This is a genomic window from Lactococcus sp. DD01 (assembly GCF_001578715.1).
GTDB lineage: Bacteria > Bacillota > Bacilli > Lactobacillales > Streptococcaceae > Lactococcus > Lactococcus petauri.
Genome location: NZ_KQ968939.1, coordinates 510154 through 526070 on the forward strand (window position 1 = coordinate 510154; position 15917 = coordinate 526070).

Sequence of the window (15917 nt, forward strand, 5' to 3'; positions counted from 1 at the left end):
AAAGAATCCGGGTGCAGTTATCGTTGTACTAGAATTAACACCATAATTCATCGTAATCGATGACATACCGGTATTGCTATAAAAATTATTACTACTTGCGCCAGCCATGTTGAGCTTTAGAGTGCCATTATTATTTATCGTAAAAGTGGGTGTATTATCAAAATAAATAAAACCACGTCCAGTTGAACTTCCCGTAAAATCTAAAGTCGCTCCTGCCGCAACATTTATTGAAGCAGCGGATTGAGCCCACAATGGGGCATTTCCACCAGAGCTGTGTTTAATTGTTGTGGTTCCATCAAGGACATTAATCCCTGTGCCTTCCATGAATTCCTGCCCCGAATTATAGTTAAAGTAATTGGTTCCAGAGAAATTAACAGAACTTCCAATATTATAAAAAGGTTGTCCACCAGCTCCCCAAGTTGTTATAGTCCCTAAATCTTGGACAACATTTTTATAAGTTATACTAACTCCCGAGATATTTGTTGCACTAAAGAGACCATAATAGTAGTTGTATACTCCTGCTACCGTACCTACTCCTAAGGGACTTGGTACAGTAGTGCTATTAGTCGTCCCTGTTGATACAATACGTTCATTTTGAAAAGTTATGGTGTTCCCTACAGAAGGTGTAATAACGGCAGCTCCTGTATTGTATAAAGCATGGCCGCCCATATCAAAAACTAAAGTTAAGTTTAAAGGCAATACTGCAGTAACGCCTAAGGTCAAGTCGTTTGCTGCTTTTATATAAAGTGTAGAACCGGGAAGTGCTGTTGTAGCTAACGTATTAATATCATTACCAGCTGTGATAAGATTCCAAGTTATACCAGAACCATCCGTTTGTTGAGTAATGGAAGCCTCAGCAGAAAGAGTCCCCAAAGAAGGCATCCAATTCACAACAGGTGACAATGGACTAAGTATAAATAAGGTGAAAGTATATAAAACTAGTTTAAAGTATTGGTGTAATGCTTTGTTTTTCCCTCTTTTATTCTTTCTTCTTATTTTCTTATAATATTTGTAGCCCAAACTTAAGTCACCACAATCACTTTTGCTCATTTTCTTCAAATAAATTCACCTCCTTCCCCTAAATTCACTTCGTTTGTGTACTTTTTTCTTTACGATTAAGAACAAAAGCAATAATAATCAGAAGAAATGCCCCACTAAGTGCAATAAACCATGAGATTTTTTCACCCGTATGTGGTAAATCATGTCTGTACTGAATTTGTGTTGGCTTGGTAAAATTTTGTGTAGGTTGCTTTTCAGTCTTAATAAGGCTAGATTTGGGATATATATAAATCTCTTCTAGGCTATCTGCTGTTGGGAGATCAAGCAAAACAGGAGCTTGCGGATTAATAAGCCCTGCAGCATTATTGGCTTGCTCAGTTAGGATGTATTTGCCGTCACCTAAACGTGTATTTGCGATACCTTCTTTATTTGTCACGAGTTTTATCGGGTTGCCCACTTTTGTATAGCTTGAGGGGTCCATTACTGCTAGATCATCCTTCTCCGTAATTTGCTGTACTATATAGCTTATATCAGCTATGGGTTGAAGTTCCTTACCTTCATTATCAATAATAATATTGTTAATTTTTAAGCCGGTATTAAAGCTTTGATCAGTAGAAAATCCATGAGACGTCGATGTGAGCCCATATTTTACAATGATTATATTTTGAGAACGTCTTTCCGCTGCTTGAATTGGCGCATTATTCCATCTCAATAAGACAATTGAAAAAAAAAGAATATAAGAGCCAATAGTCGTCTTTTTTTTCATGTGGATCCTCTCTAGAATTTATTCTTTTACCATCACCTTAATTAAAATACAGTTTTCAGGAAGCTGTTTTGTATTTAACCGCTCTTGTAACAGGTGTTCTGCTGTCTTTTTAAACTCAAGATATGTTGTGTGTTCTAAGTGTTCATCTGTTTTATTAAATTCATCTGCATCTATGATTTGAGTAATTTTTACCTTTTGTTTTTCAGCTTTCTTACTCTTATTAACACTCTCCCACTGTTGGTCATCTGCTTTTACAAAATATTGACGTTTATCAGACTCAAGAGTCTCTGCCGCAATGAGTGTAATCTTATCTTTTAAACGGTACTTTTTACTTCCCGAAGGAAGTGGCGCAATAATAATTTCTTGTTTGCATTTTTGAATCGCATCGAACTGTGCTCTATCGATTCGCATATTATAGTTTTTAGCACCCAAGACATTGCGTAAAACAAGCCCCAATGCACACAGCGCTAACAGACTTGCAAGAAGCATCACCCAGAAATTGTAGCCATATTTATTACGTTGGATATGCTCTTGTGGATTCACCGTATTTGTAGCAACTCTTCTTCCTGTAACAAGTAGGCGTTTATTGTTAATACCTGTTGGCCAGCATGTAACCAGTGTGACCAAATCCTTTCCCGGAATGACATTAATAGCATCCGTATCTTCAGGATTTACAATTTTTCGCTCAAAAATCTCGTATTTTAATGTTTGATTTAAGACATGAATGTAGAAAACATCCTTCATTTTCAAGTCTTCCAAATCAGAAAATAAGGTATTATTAATATGCCCAGAATGTGCTGATAATACAGCATGTGTATTTTCTCCACCAATGGGTAAACTTGTCTGCGGGATATGGCCAACACCTGCTGCTAATGTTTCTTCACTATCGCCACTATAAACAGGGATGTTCGTAACCTTAATTTGTGGAATGGAGAGATAAGCAATAACTTTATCATTGTTAGTCACCAACTGTTGCTTATAATCTGGTACTGCTTTATTCCAGCTTTGGTATTGACTTTTGGCATAAATATACTGATTATAAATAGTTGCTTCATCTTTGAGATGTTTTGCTTGGGCTGGATTTATTGTTTCAACGCTATTGGTATATTTTTGGATTGTCGTTTTATTTTGTTGCGCGACCATATAGTTCACAAAGATAGGATAAAATAAAAGACCCAAAGCAAGAATCAACAGAACAGTGGAAATAATATTGCGCAGTGAAAATCGACGTTCGCTTTTTCTATCTGGACTTTTATCACGCATGTGCTCCTCCTGCATGGTAGCCATATTTTACTATTTTGAATCTACCTCTACTTCTTGTTTCTTTTTACGAATAACCATTGCTGCAAAGCCTGCTACTCCTGCTACTAATACCACGGCGACAATTCCTGCTCCACCTGTAAATGGAAGTGGGAATGGTTTATTATTCACAATATCATTATTATGCGCAGCTGGTGTTGTTGAAGCATTGACCTTTGTTACATTGGCAGCTGTGGTTGCTGTTGGTAATTGGAAACCATCAGGGGCAATCACTTCGACCGCAAAATAGTTGCTTGTGTTTTCTGTGTCTGTGTTGGTGTCAACAAGGTTAAGACCAGAAAAAGTAGCGACTCCTGAAGCTCCTGTTGTTTTGACAGCAATTGTTCCGTCAGCTTGTGTCACGAAAGATGCTTTGTCTGTTGATGAGTAGGCTGTCGGTAAACTGGAAAGATCTGAAGAAGAGCCATTAAAGCTTGAGGCATGTTTTTTAACCAAGGCCTCAGCCGCGGCTGCATCTTTTGCTCTTACCAGCACAAAAGTAGCTGGAGATGAAGTAATTGCTAAAGTCCCATCCGTTTTCGTCAGTTGGACACCACCAATATTTACAGTAGAGTTTTTAGGTGTTGAACTGAGATCGACACCGTAAGCATTGATGATTGTTGTTTTGGCATTATCTTTATATGACCCCGCTGTAACACTACCTGATACTGTCGTAGGAATGTAGAGGTTCATATTTATTCTACCTGTTGCTGCATCTAGTAGACCAGCTACTTTTTTCATGCCATCATTTGAACCACTTGATTCGTAATGGTCATTGTATAATCTACTTCAGGTGTTAAAGCTGTTGTATCCGCCTTAAGCGTTGGAATACCGATTGTGAATCCTGCTGGAATCGTATCTTCAATCGTAAATTTTGCTTTAACATTATCTGCGATGTCAGGCGAAGTCACTGTATCAGAAGTATTGGTCCATTGGGATTTATCAAAACTTGTATTGACATTCCAACCGACCTTGTTTCCAGCTGCTGCTGTCGTTGTATTCGCAGCGTCACTCTCATTTGTATCAATTAAAGTCGTCGTATCTGCATTAGGTGATACAAGTTCATTAGGCGTTTTTCCGTTGTAGTTATCATCAGCGTTTGTAGCAGCAATATCAAATAAGTTTTTATATTTCGTCATATCCTGCTTCGGATAGACATTCAGTGGACCTTTATTGGTTGTATCGGAAGTATTAACCGTCACAATAAAATCCTTAACAGTCTGTACACCGCCAACCAAAGTCATTTGATGAAAAAGCCAATAACCATCAGTAAGTCCCGTAAAGTCCGTCATACCATTTGTATCGGTTTTCTGAATTTTTCTTGTTGAAGCATCGGCTGTAAAGGCTGAGGATACAACATCACCTGTACTGTTAACCATTGCAGAAGCAGCACCAGTCGGTGTAATTTTAGTTGCAGAAAACTGAACGTTCGACATTGTTAAGTTATTTGTCGCCGTAGATGTTGAAGATTCACCTGCAGCTTGTTGTGTACCGTCATTATTCCCGATAGCATTTCCCGTAGCGGCAGCACTTGAAGGTCCAGCCTGTTGTGCATAAATAACAACCTCACCATTAGAGACCTGATTTTTAATGGTGGTCGTTACGGCCTCCACAGCTAATTGAGAAACAATCATGTTTGAAACTGCAGCAAGTAACACCACAGAAGCTAAGGTGAACTTTCTTTTCCTTGTATTAATTTTCATATCTTTCTCCAATCTTTTGGTGTGATAGCGCTTTATATTTTAATTGTACAGAATTGTCAGAACAAAAGCGAATTAATTGCTTAAACATTTATTAATATTAAACAAAATAAAAAAATAATGCAGTAGGCATTATTTTTGTTTTATAACTTTATCTTCTCTAGCGCTTTTGGTGGAACACTTCTTTCTTCTACAATATTCCAACGTACAATCTTATCGTAATTTACGTGAGCCATGATGTATACACCTTCACGTAATGAATCTGCACGTAAACGTAGATCTTTGATTTCCCCTTTACTATTAGAGGATTTGAAGAAATAGACGTATTCACTTTCTGAATCAGAAGTGCTTCTGGTCACAGAACTCGTCTTGTTTTCCAAAGTAACTTTCGCGTAATAGTCAGTCGTGTTTAAAATATGTTTTAAAGCAAAATATCCTCCACAAAAAATAATTGATACAACAGTTAACCCAATAAATCTTTTCATATTTTCTCCAATAGTCTTATTTACTTATAGTATACTAAAACATAAATACATTTTTAAGAGCAATTTGAACATTCATGTTTTTGTGTTTATTATAAGTAATAAAAGGAGACTTTTTTTATGATAAATACTATTTTTGTCTAAAATAGTGCGTGTTTTTTTCTTTCGATATTTTATGGTTTTGTTGTTCTTCTTAAAAGTAAAATAACTGCCACTTCTTCTTGCAATTCAAAACAGTAACCGTTCTTTGATTTTGATTACTATATTTTTATCCCTTTATTCCACAATGGATAGGAAAGTGCTCCTGAAAGACAAAGCACTGACAATAAAGATCAGTGCTTTTCCTTCTAGTAGTAACGTTTATTTTTTTGTTTTAGAGTTTTACGAGCTTTTTTCATCCCACCAACTTCTTTAAACATTGTATCGAGTTTTTTTCTTTCCACTTCTCTGGCATGTAAACCTAAGTAAGTCATTTCTTTTTGTAGTTTTTGATAGTTTGCCAAACGTTCGTAGGAAAGCTCTCCTTGTACAAGAGCAGCTTGTACAGCACAAGACGGCTCATTGCCGTGTGTACAATCAGAAAATTTGCATTGCGATTCTAAAGCTTCAATATCTGAGAAGCTTTCACTAAAATTTGCCCGATCTAAGCCAACTTCACGTATCCCCGGCGTATCAATAATCATAGCTCCTGAAGGTAATTTAAATAGCCTACGTTGTGTTGTGGTGTGCTTTCCTTTGCCGTCACTGCGTAGATTATTTGTTTTTAACGCTTTTTGTCCCAATAATGCGTTAACCAATGTTGATTTACCCACACCAGATGAACCAATCAAAACATAGGTTTCTCCGGCCGTGATGTAGGATTGTAAAGGAAAATATCCATTTTCAGTTTGTGAGGATGTCAGAATAATATCAACACCTAAACTAATCTCTTGGAGAGCTGCTTGTTTTTGTTCCATATTCTGTGCTACATCTGTTTTAGTTAATACAAATACAGGAAGAGCACCTGATTCCCATGCTAGGGTAAGATAACGCTCTGCTCGTCGTAGATTAAAGTCTTCATTAAGCGACATACAAATCAAGACTTTATCTATATTAGCCGCCATAAGTTGGCGTTCATGCGTCTCTCCAGCTGCTTTACGAATAAGGGATGAGTGGCGTAGCAAACAGCGCTGAATTTGTGCTCGTCCAGTAGAATCTGTTTCGCGATCTAAGAGAACGAAATCTCCGACTACTGGAAAGTCAAGTGATTCTAATGCTTCAAAACGATATTTCCCCGATACTTCTGCTTTGGCTTCACCTGATTGAGTTGCGACGATGTATTGATTGCGATTCTGTTCAATCACTCGTCCGGGATAAAAATCTGGATAATTCAGAGCTTCTTTTTTTAATTTTTCTGTGAAGCCTAATGTATTTAATCTATAGTTTGTGTTCATGTTTTGTTCCTCCAAAAAGTTTTAGTGACTTATTGGGAGACAATATGGTTCAGACGTGAGCAAGTGCCTCCCCATGTCTTACAATTTCCTTATTTACGTGCATAATTGCTCCTTTCTTTTACTTCAAGTATAGCATATCTTAATATAAAAAAATACAGCCTTTAAAGCTGTATTTCTCTTTAGATTGTAACAGTTATTGAGGCTGCAATAATAATTAAGACCAGACCAATAATTGTTAGGAGCATTTCTTTTTTTGTTTTTCTTTGATTTAAGAACCAGATACCTGTCAATGTTGCTAAAACAACAGATGTTTGAGAAAGAATAAATCCAGTCGCCAAACCATTCATATCAGGTTGAGCAGAGATGAGGTAAGTTAAGGCCGCAAATGCAAAGAAGAAACCGGAGATGATATGTTTGTATGATACACTTTCAAAGATTGCCATTTTAGACTTTTCTTTGAAAGAGATAACAATACTGTAAATAAGGGCAGTCAAGAGCATACCAATGGCTTGTGGGAGAAAGGCTTCTTGACCTGACAAGTTACTAGCTTGAGGAGCAGCAGAGTAGGCCCAATACCCAATCGCACCAAGCGCTAAGAAAATAACTACTTTTCTCAAAAGACCCGTACTTGCAGGCGTTTTTTCTTCAGACCAAACAGTCAAGCTCGCGCCAAAAATAATAAGTATAAGAGAGAAAGCTCCCAAAATTTTAGCACTAACACCAGGCCAGTTTCCCAAAGCAACAACACCCCAAAGTGATGCAGCCAAGAGTTGGAAAGCTGTCGTAATTGGCATTACTTTAGAAGAACCAATCAAACTAAAACAGTAAAAAGTTACGATTTGCCCTGCAGCCCAACCGATTCCAGATAAAATACCGAGAAATAAATCCATCCCTGAAGCTAAATGAATGCCTTGTGACATGGAAAAAACTAGGGCAAAAATTAGAGTACCTAAAGTTGAACCAAGGATTTGGTTGACGGGTTTCCCCCCAATTTTTGAAACGATTGTTGGGTAAAGCCCCCAACCAAGAAGCGGGCCAAGGCCAATTAATAGTGCAGTTGTATTCATGTTTTTGTTTTTCTCCTATTTGTCTTTAAAATACGACATTACTTTCTAGTAAGATGTTTGCGTAAGGTGTCATTTCTCCTGTACGGATAAAGGCATGACAGTTATTTAACTCTGCCTTCATATCGCTATGTGGAATAAATTCGACAGGTGTATTAGATAAGCGATCAGTAATTTGAGTTAAAATTTTTGGGTTATTTTCTTTTATCTCTTCAGCAAGATAGATTTTTTGAACTTCAAGTTCTTCTAAAACGTTATTTAAGACGTCCATGAAGCTTGGAATACCACTATCTACAGCCAAGTCAATTTTTTCTGTTCCTCTTGGAACTGGCATCCCAGCATCACCAATGCTAAGCTTGTCAAAGTGACCCATTTGAGCAATGACACGTGAAATATCAGAATTTATAACTTTTGTTTTTTTCATTTGAAATACTCCTAATCCAGTTCATTTTTGTAGGGAATTGAAGGTTGTGCACCGTATCTTTGTACAGTAAGGGAAGAAGCTTTACTGCCATAAAGAATAGCATCCTCAATATTACTGAAATCAGCTTTTAAAACAGTGCTTAAAGCACCGATGAAAGTATCACCAGCAGCTGTTGTATCGACAGCCGCTACCTTGAAAGCAGGAATAATACCAGACTTGCCATCTTTGATATCATAATAAGCTCCCTTACTTCCTAAGGTGATAATCACTGCTTCAATACCAAGATTGTGGAAGTAATCGGCAGCAGCTTTTAGACTATGCTCATCTTCTACTTTTATTCCAGTTATAAGTTCAGCTTCAGTTTCATTGGGAACAATGATATCGGTTGTAGCTAAGAGCTCTTGTGGAATATCCGTTCTCGCAGGTGCGGGATTAAGAATAGTTCTAACATTATTTTCTTTAGCAAGCTTAAAGGCAGTAACTGTACTTTCAAGGGCACTTTCAAATTGGGCAATCAAAAAATCGCTGTTGGCAATAATATGCTTTGAGTTTTCAACGTGATCCGGTGTAAATGCATTATTCGCCCCTGAGAAAATCATAATGCTGTTTTCACCAGAATCATCCACGGTAATAAAGGCTTGACCTGTAGATTGGCTTTCTAAGAGTTGTACAGCTGAAGTATCTATATCTTCATACTCTAAAAGCTCACGCATCATTTGTCCAGCACCGTCTTTACCAATGGCACCAATAAAGAAAGTATCAGCGCCAGAACGCTTTGCTGCTACCGCTTGGTTGGCACCTTTACCGCCACCGGCAGTAAAATGTTCTTTAGCATGTAAAGTCTCACCTGGTTTCGGCATATTGCTTACTCTCAAAGTTGTATCTAGGTTGATACTGCCAATAATTGTGATCTTATTCATTTTAGTTCTCCTTTATTTTTCTTGTACTATCACGTTCAACATAAGAAACTTTAAGTTTAATCTGTTTTTGGTCAATTGGCTGATGGTTTGCCATTTTATAAATTAATTGGGCCGCTTCATGCCCCATTTCATAAGCGGGTTGATGAATTGTTGAAAGAGCGGGATAAACGTATTTACTCATCAAAATATCATCATAACCAATCAGTTGGATATCTTCAGGAATACGTTTATTTATGCGATGAATCTCCTGCATATATGCAACCGCATAAACATCAGAAGGCAGAATAATCGTATCAAGAGTGTTTTGTTCTTTGAGAAGTTTTTCTGCTTCCGCTTGGATGTCCGAAAAATCATAGCTCATACTTTGAAAAACTTGATAGTCCACCACTGCTTGATTTAAGTAGGTAATACTAGAACTAAAGCGTTCATTCGTATTATCCGTTGTCAATGGTCCTCGAACAACTGCAATCTGCTGTGCTCCTGCTTCTACTACAGCCTTGGCAGCCAGAAATCCGCCGTGGCTATTGTCAGAGAATACACCAAATTCACTTTTCTTACCTACACGATCCACAGTTACTGCAGGTAAGTCAAACTCAGGAAATTCTTCCTTAAAGTCTACCGTTGTGATGACACCAGCAGCATTGCTTTGAACTAAAAACTGAAGATAGGACTTGATGATTTCACGATCTTCACTAACATTCCCTAAAATTAGTTGGTAACCTTTTTCTCTAAGAAATTCTTCCACTCCTTTCGCCAACATTGGAAAGAAGGGATTAGAGATATCAGGCAATAAAAGACCGACCAAGTTACTTTTTTACTTTTTAGAGACTGAGCCGAGATATTTGGTGAGTAATTCAAGTCTTGAATCGCATTTTTAATCTTTACCTCTGCTTCTGCGCTAACATATCCGTTATGTGTGATATATCTTGAAACTGTAGACACGGAAACGCCAGCTTTCGAGGCAACCTGTTTGATTGTAGCCAATAGACCTCCTTGTGACATAATGTGGAAACGTTCTCACATATTACTTAACTATTGTAATCGCTTGCTGTAAATATGTCAAGCATAAACTAAAAATTATTAGATTAATTAAAAAACGCAAAAAAAGAGCCTCAACCTTGGCTCTTTCTGCTTTTTAGTCATAAAGATAGAATAAATCACTAGCAATTGTGGGATAGGCCATGATCATATTTTGAAATTTGTCCAAATTAATAGCTTGATTAATGCAGAAATTCAAGATATTTACAAGTTCTTCTGCCACTGTCGAGAGAAGTGTCGCTCCAAGAATTTCATTTTTATCATTTACAATAACATTAATTTTTGAAAGAGGATCAGCTATGCGTTTATAGGTATACCAATCCGTCATATCTATGTTTCGCTCATTTTCTTTATCAAGAATTTTGGTTTGACCAATTTGGGCGAGTTTGCTAGATCCAAAAATAACAGTAGGAATGGCCGGATATTTGATACCTTCATTTTGACCGTCCTGTGCAAAATAACGTGCAAGGTATCTAGCTTCAAAACCTGAAACAGGGGTTAGTTTGGGCTGCTTTTTATCTAAAGCATCTCCGATAGCATATATATTTGGATTATTAGTTTGTAAAAATTCATTGACTTCAATACCTTTAGCCTTTGTTTTTACACCGACAGCGTCGAGATTTAGGTCTTCAATATTTGGAATACGCCCGACTGCTGAGATAACACCATCAGCAGTGACTTTGCGATTGTCTTCACTAGTGATTTTGATTCCTGAGTCAGTTTGTTCAAGCCTTTCAGGCGAAAAATTATCAATAAAGGAAATGCCTTGCTTTTGTAATTGCTTAATATACGAGGCTGCAAATTCATCCGCGAAACCTCGAATTTTTAGTGCTCCGTGTGTGAGAACAGAAACCTCAGCTCCCGCTGCATTAGCGATTTGCGCTAATTCAAGTGAGACATAACCCGAACCTAAGAAAACAAGACGTTTGGGAAGTTCCTCTAGCTCTAAGAAGTCATTGGAAGTCAGTAAATACTCATTACCCGGAATATCCAAAACCCTTGGTCGTGCACCAGTTGCTAGGATATAGTTATCCGCAAAGTATGCCTTACCGCCGACATCTAGATGTCCATCGGTCTGAAAACTTGCCGAGCCATAAACAGTCTTAATGCCTGCGCTTTTCAATCCTTGTTCAGTGCTTGAAGGAATGGCATCACTGTATGCTCTTTTTCGAGCTAGCATCTCTTGCCAATCAATTCTAAGGTTACCGTGCAAACCAGCGGATACAAGATTTTCTGCTCTGTACTTTGCTTCGACAAGTGCCATCATAATCTTTGTGGGATCACAACCATAGTTCGGGCACGTTCCGCCCCATTTATCCTTTTCCGCAATTAGGACAGATGCTCCTTGCTCTTTAAGTGCATAAGCTAGTGCATTCCCTCCAGGTCCTGCACCGATAATAATATAGTCATATTTTTCCATATCTGCTCCTCCAACTTTCTCTTAAATCCATCATAATAGGAAAAAAGCCAAAACGCGAATGTTTTGACTTGTTTTTCCTATTTTAAAACGTCTTGTAATTCTTCTTTGTGGGTTCTAAAATACTTTGCCGCATACGGGCAAGTCGCTTGAAGTTTGAGATTTTCTTTACGTGCTTTCTCAATCCCTGCCTTTAAAAGTAGTTGAGCAAGACCCTGGCCTCGATATTCAATAGCAACACCTGTATGAGTGATAACAATATTATTGCCCATTCTCATAAATGTCATCTCGCCGATGCGTTCATTATTGTCATTGTACAAGATAATGTTGTTGTCTTCTTCAACAGTTTTCATAGTCTTCCTCTTTTCTTTTTACTTGATAAATTTTAGTGCACCATATGGACAACGATTGATAATCTCTTGATTATCAAATTTTTCTCCATTATCTGGGATAATCCATGGTCTGCGCCCCACTTCCCAGACAGCTGCATTACCACGTACGCATTCTCCTGCATGCTCGCAAATTTGAGCATTATAATAGATATCCATTTCCTTACCACGATAACGTCGGTAACCTGCTTGCTCCAAGTTTTCATCAGTTGTTGTTTGATTGTTAATTTTTGAATTGTCCATTTTCACCCCTTAATATGATTAGAAGCCTCCCAAGTCTGTCGCCTTTCCTGCCTCTACCAAACCTTCTTCCTCCATATAAACAGCAAAAGGTTGTAATTTTTCAGCATGGAAACGTTCTTTGAAAGCATCAATAGTTTCTTGTGGATATTGTTTAGGATCAAGCTGCAGACGTTCCACTGGAATAGGACTTTCACCCGTAATTTTAGCATCAATAAGTACAGGTAAGCCTGATTCAATCAACTTCATTGCTTGGGCAAAAACATCGTCCAACTCTTCGACTTTGTTAACTGTAAAGCCATGAACGCCCATTGCCTCAGCAACTTTTGCAAAATTAATCCCAGTAAATTCCACCCCAAGATAACCTTTATTAGTCGTTTCTTGCTCATCTTTGATAAAACCAAACTGTTGATTAGGGAAATCTAACTTGGCCGCAATCGCACCTGGAATCCCAACACCCATTGTCGCAAACAAACCAGAAGTGCGCCAAAGTTGACCTTTACCCATATGCAAATGACGAACAGATGTCATCGTAACATCTCCAACATCAGTTGAAAAAAGTGCATCCTTTTTCGCGACTTTATTAATAGCATGATAGACCTGATAAAGATTCAACGGATTTTCTTTATCTTCTTCAAGGGTCTGCGTATAATTTTTCCAGTTGGCGATATTTTTTACATTAGCACGCCACCAAGGTGTCTCTTCTTTTTCCTTCATTTGCTGAGAGAGAGCTTTCACAACTTTTTTAGCATCTGCTAAAATGCTGAGTTCTGTCCGTTGTCGTTTGCCTAGTTTTGCAGGATCGATATCTACTTGAATCACGTGTTTCACATGTTCAAACATATTCGTAACATCGATAAAAGGTTGATTCGTTCCCAGCATTAAAACCGTATCTGCGTTTGCAATAGCATCATTAGCTGGTTTTCTTGAAACTCGAGTAGGCGATCCAAGAAAAGCCTCAAAGTCATCATCCACAATATCAATAGCCAGTGCGGAAACCATTGCTGGGGCTTTAATTTTTCTTGAAAGCTCCATAAGTTCAGTCCCTGCGCCACGCATCCCGATACCAGAGAAAATGACAGGACGTTCAGCATTTTGTAAAATTTGCATCGCTTGCTCAATAGCCTCTTGCTTGGGTTCAGCAAGTTCCGGTTGGATATAAGCTTGACTTGCATCAAACCATGAATCTTTTTCAATTTCTTGCCAACCTAAATCAACAGGAAGTTGAACTACAGCCACACCTTTTTTGCTGTAGGCTTGACGAATCGCTTCGTCAATAATATGAGGAAGCGATTGTGCGGTCATGACCACACGATGGTAGACTGAAACATCAGCATAAATAGGATCTTCATTCATTTCTTGGAAAGTATCCATATTCATTCCAGTAGTGCCAAATTGACCAATAATTGCCAACAGAGGAACATGATCTTCTTTTGCATCATATAAACCGTTCATTAAGTGCGTTCCGCCAGGTCCTGCAGAACCGAAGGCTACACCGATATGTCCTGTAAATTTAGCGTGCATACTTGCAGCCATCGCACCCACTTCTTCATGACGGACCTGAACAAAATGAATACGCTCTTTTTCTTCTAAGAGGGCATCCATCAAAGAATTAATGGAGCCACCTGGCAGACCATAAATATCTTTTACTCCCCAATTTTCAAGAACTTTAACTGCTGCAACACCAGCTTTTATTGTTTCTACCATTACTATTTCCTCTCATTTCTAAAAACTTAAAATATGAGTGACCGAAAATTAGATGACGAATTGCTGCTCTCTAGCGAAAGCCTTTTCATTTCAATATATCTTAATTATACTACGAAATAGTCTGAAAAGGTAAAGATACCCGAAAAATAACTTTTTAAGAGAGGATTTTCGATACACTTTTTGATTTAACTTACTCAAATTTAAAGTAAGTCAGTGTTTTTGATAGCTTCAATATCTTTAGCACCAGCTAACTGCATGGTAATCGATAATTCTTTATTAAGATGTTCAAACACTGATTTAACACCTTCTTTCCCGCCTAAGTTTAAGCCGTAAAGTACGGGACGACCAATAGCAACAAGGTCTGCACCACTAGCTAAAGCTTTGAAGACATGCTCCCCACGACGTACACCACTATCAAAAATAATTGGGACACGTTTATTGACCACTTGTGCAATTCTTGGAAGGACGGTAAAGGAAGCTGGTCCTCCATCAAGTTGGCGACCTCCGTGATTAGATACCCAAATACCATCAGCACCAGCTGCAATAGCTTCCATCGCATCAACTGGATCTTGAATACCTTTCACGATAACAGGAAGATTTGTCCAGTTTTTAATTTTTTGAATGTCAGAGAGAACGAGACCTTGTTTTGCTTCCGCATAAATTTCAAAAATACCTTTTCCTACGCCATCCGACTCAGAAAATGCTGCCAAATTTGGCATTGGAAGTGGAAATTGGAAATGATTAATCACATCTTCTTCGCGATATCCACCTAGTGTAGAGTCAGCAGTTAAGATAATGGCTTTAACTCCAGATTTCACCGCTTTTTCAAGCAAGAACTGATTAAATTGGTCGTCTTTACTCATATAAAGTTGAAAAAATTGCGGTGCTCCATTAACAGCTGCTGCTGCATCTTCCACAGATGTTGAACCATAAGTTGAAATAGAGAAAAGTGATCCCACTTCTTCCATGGCTTTAGCTGTATCAACCTCTCCTTCCATATGAGCTAATCCTTGTGCAGCAACCGGAGCTTGTATAATCGGTGTTTTAAGATCAATTCCAAAAATGCTGGTTCTCAAGTCTGCAGAATCAATTCCCCGTAACACACGAGGAGAGATTGTTTTAGTATTAAAGGAAGCCGTGTTTTCTCGCATTGTCCACTCATCCTCTGCGCCACCACGAATATAACCAAAGGCACCTTTATTCCCTTGAGCTTCCATACGATCTTTTACACGTCTCTCAAGCGAGGCAATATTTACGATTTCTACTTTTTGTTCATCATTACTAGTAATATATGCCATGGTTATTTCCTCTTTCTTTTCTATTATTTTTTCAAGTTTGTACTTTAAGCTACTGCGCTCTTTGTTTCTTGTAATTCAATTTGACGATATTCTCTCGAAAAGAAACTGCGCAATTGATCTTCATTAAATCCAGCTTGGAGCTGTGGACCTTTCACTAAAAGTGGTCGGCGAAGAAGCTCCGGATGTTGTGAGATGAATTTTGTCCACTCTTTAACAGTCATATCTTCTACATTGACGTTTAAATTTTTAAATGCTTGTGAACGTGTTGAAATGAGATCTTCAGTGCCGTTTTCTGTTTTAGCTAACAATTCACCAATCTCCTCTTCTGTCAAAGGATCAGCAAATAAGTTATGCTCTGTGTATTCTAGATTGTGGTTTTCTAACCAAACTTTTGCTTTCCGACAGCTGGTACATGAGGGAGTGTAGTAAAATTTAATCATTTTGTCTTCTCCATTTTATTTCTATTGTAGGAAGTGAAACTCACTTGCCCGAAATTGTTTACGTTTGTAAACACAACTATATAATAACTCCTTTTCCTCAAAATATCAATAATTAAGTAATAAATACAGGTTAAAATTTTGATAGTTAAATAACAAAAATATTTCAATTAAATTTCTTGGACTTGTCTTTCATATTTACAGTTGCATTTTTTTATCATAGAAGTTATAATAGAAAAGTTATAACTTTCGTACAGATAACATAGATTTATGTTGATATTATACAGAGGCGAAATTATTATTT

General features: G+C 37.7%; 15 protein-coding genes and 2 pseudogenes. All 17 read right to left on the reverse strand.

Going from position 1 to position 15917, the window contains the following annotated elements:
* A pseudogene (locus LACDD01_RS02520) lies at positions 1-1050 on the reverse strand (hypothetical protein); the annotation flags it as partial.
* A gap of 34 nt (positions 1051-1084) precedes the next feature.
* On the reverse strand, positions 1085-1765 hold the full coding sequence (locus LACDD01_RS02525; protein WP_231863350.1) for an LPXTG cell wall anchor domain-containing protein: 681 nt from the start codon (positions 1763-1765) through the stop codon (positions 1085-1087).
* An 18-nt stretch (positions 1766-1783) separates the two neighbouring features.
* Positions 1784-3028, reverse strand: coding sequence for a class C sortase (locus LACDD01_RS02530; RefSeq protein ID WP_061413106.1), 1245 nt, complete (start codon positions 3026-3028; stop codon positions 1784-1786).
* A 30-nt stretch (positions 3029-3058) separates the two neighbouring features.
* Positions 3059-3805 (reverse strand): hypothetical protein, encoded by a 747-nt coding sequence (locus tag LACDD01_RS12230; protein WP_231863351.1) that lies wholly within the window; start codon positions 3803-3805, stop codon positions 3059-3061.
* On the reverse strand, positions 3802-4767 hold the full coding sequence (locus LACDD01_RS12235) for a hypothetical protein (protein ID WP_231863352.1): 966 nt from the start codon (positions 4765-4767) through the stop codon (positions 3802-3804). Before LACDD01_RS12235 ends, LACDD01_RS12230 begins: the two co-directional genes overlap by 4 nt.
* 140 nt (positions 4768-4907) lie before the next feature.
* Positions 4908-5249, reverse strand: coding sequence for a YxeA family protein (locus LACDD01_RS02540; protein WP_019292288.1), 342 nt, complete (start codon positions 5247-5249; stop codon positions 4908-4910).
* A 344-nt stretch (positions 5250-5593) separates the two neighbouring features.
* Positions 5594-6679, reverse strand: coding sequence for a ribosome small subunit-dependent GTPase A (gene rsgA / locus LACDD01_RS02545; RefSeq protein WP_061413107.1), 1086 nt, complete (start codon positions 6677-6679; stop codon positions 5594-5596).
* Positions 6680-6858: 179 nt separating this feature from the next.
* On the reverse strand, positions 6859-7746 hold the full coding sequence (rbsU, locus tag LACDD01_RS02550) for a ribose/proton symporter RbsU (RefSeq protein WP_019292290.1): 888 nt from the start codon (positions 7744-7746) through the stop codon (positions 6859-6861).
* 25 nt (positions 7747-7771) lie between these two features.
* A complete protein-coding gene (rbsD, locus tag LACDD01_RS02555) occupies positions 7772-8167 on the reverse strand; it encodes a D-ribose pyranase (RefSeq protein WP_061413108.1) in 396 nt (131 codons plus the stop codon).
* An 11-nt stretch (positions 8168-8178) separates the two neighbouring features.
* Entirely contained in the window at positions 8179-9087 is a 909-nt protein-coding gene (gene rbsK, locus LACDD01_RS02560; RefSeq protein ID WP_061413109.1) for a ribokinase, read from the reverse strand.
* A gap of 1 nt (position 9088) precedes the next feature.
* Positions 9089-10071, reverse strand: a pseudogene (locus LACDD01_RS02565) (LacI family DNA-binding transcriptional regulator).
* A 151-nt stretch (positions 10072-10222) separates the two neighbouring features.
* Positions 10223-11545 carry a dihydrolipoyl dehydrogenase family protein gene (locus LACDD01_RS02570; protein WP_061413110.1) on the reverse strand — a complete coding sequence of 441 codons (1323 nt, stop codon included), beginning with the start codon at positions 11543-11545 and terminating at the stop codon, positions 10223-10225.
* A gap of 77 nt (positions 11546-11622) precedes the next feature.
* Positions 11623-11895 (reverse strand): GNAT family N-acetyltransferase, encoded by a 273-nt coding sequence (locus LACDD01_RS02575; RefSeq protein WP_019292295.1) that lies wholly within the window; start codon positions 11893-11895, stop codon positions 11623-11625.
* An 18-nt stretch (positions 11896-11913) separates the two neighbouring features.
* Complete coding sequence (locus tag LACDD01_RS02580; protein WP_061413111.1) at positions 11914-12174, reverse strand: (4Fe-4S)-binding protein; 261 nt, start codon at positions 12172-12174, stop codon at positions 11914-11916.
* An 18-nt stretch (positions 12175-12192) separates the two neighbouring features.
* On the reverse strand, positions 12193-13878 hold the full coding sequence (gene spxB, locus LACDD01_RS02585) for a pyruvate oxidase (protein WP_061413112.1): 1686 nt from the start codon (positions 13876-13878) through the stop codon (positions 12193-12195).
* 200 nt (positions 13879-14078) lie between these two features.
* The gene (locus tag LACDD01_RS02590) at positions 14079-15176 is read right to left on the reverse strand and encodes a lactate oxidase (protein WP_061413113.1); all 1098 of its coding nucleotides are present in this window, start codon (positions 15174-15176) and stop codon (positions 14079-14081) included.
* A gap of 44 nt (positions 15177-15220) precedes the next feature.
* Positions 15221-15616: a transcriptional regulator Spx gene (gene spx / locus LACDD01_RS02595; protein ID WP_019292298.1), complete on the reverse strand. Its 396-nt coding sequence runs from the start codon at positions 15614-15616 to the stop codon at positions 15221-15223.
* Positions 15617-15917 lie beyond the last annotated feature (301 nt).

Bases quoted from the DNA above. Each gene is read 5' to 3' on its own strand.
- LACDD01_RS02525 (WP_231863350.1), bottom strand. From the start codon at position 1,765: ATGAAAAAAAAGACGACTATTGGCTCTTATATTCTTTTTTTTTCAATT.
- LACDD01_RS02590 (WP_061413113.1), bottom strand. From the start codon at position 15,176: ATGGCATATATTACTAGTAATGATGAACAAAAAGTAGAAATCGTAAAT.
- LACDD01_RS02530 (WP_061413106.1), bottom strand. From the start codon at position 3,028: ATGCGTGATAAAAGTCCAGATAGAAAAAGCGAACGTCGATTTTCACTG.
- spxB (WP_061413112.1), bottom strand. From the start codon at position 13,878: ATGGTAGAAACAATAAAAGCTGGTGTTGCAGCAGTTAAAGTTCTTGAA.
- LACDD01_RS02580 (WP_061413111.1), bottom strand. From the start codon at position 12,174: ATGGACAATTCAAAAATTAACAATCAAACAACAACTGATGAAAACTTG.
- spx (WP_019292298.1), bottom strand. From the start codon at position 15,616: ATGATTAAATTTTACTACACTCCCTCATGTACCAGCTGTCGGAAAGCA.
- LACDD01_RS12235 (WP_231863352.1), bottom strand. From the start codon at position 4,767: ATGAAAATTAATACAAGGAAAAGAAAGTTCACCTTAGCTTCTGTGGTG.
- rsgA (WP_061413107.1), bottom strand. From the start codon at position 6,679: ATGAACACAAACTATAGATTAAATACATTAGGCTTCACAGAAAAATTA.
- LACDD01_RS02540 (WP_019292288.1), bottom strand. From the start codon at position 5,249: ATGAAAAGATTTATTGGGTTAACTGTTGTATCAATTATTTTTTGTGGA.
- rbsD (WP_061413108.1), bottom strand. From the start codon at position 8,167: ATGAAAAAAACAAAAGTTATAAATTCTGATATTTCACGTGTCATTGCT.
- rbsK (WP_061413109.1), bottom strand. From the start codon at position 9,087: ATGAATAAGATCACAATTATTGGCAGTATCAACCTAGATACAACTTTG.
- LACDD01_RS12230 (WP_231863351.1), bottom strand. From the start codon at position 3,805: ATGAAAAAAGTAGCTGGTCTACTAGATGCAGCAACAGGTAGAATAAAT.
- LACDD01_RS02570 (WP_061413110.1), bottom strand. From the start codon at position 11,545: ATGGAAAAATATGACTATATTATTATCGGTGCAGGACCTGGAGGGAAT.
- LACDD01_RS02575 (WP_019292295.1), bottom strand. From the start codon at position 11,895: ATGAAAACTGTTGAAGAAGACAACAACATTATCTTGTACAATGACAAT.
- rbsU (WP_019292290.1), bottom strand. From the start codon at position 7,746: ATGAATACAACTGCACTATTAATTGGCCTTGGCCCGCTTCTTGGTTGG.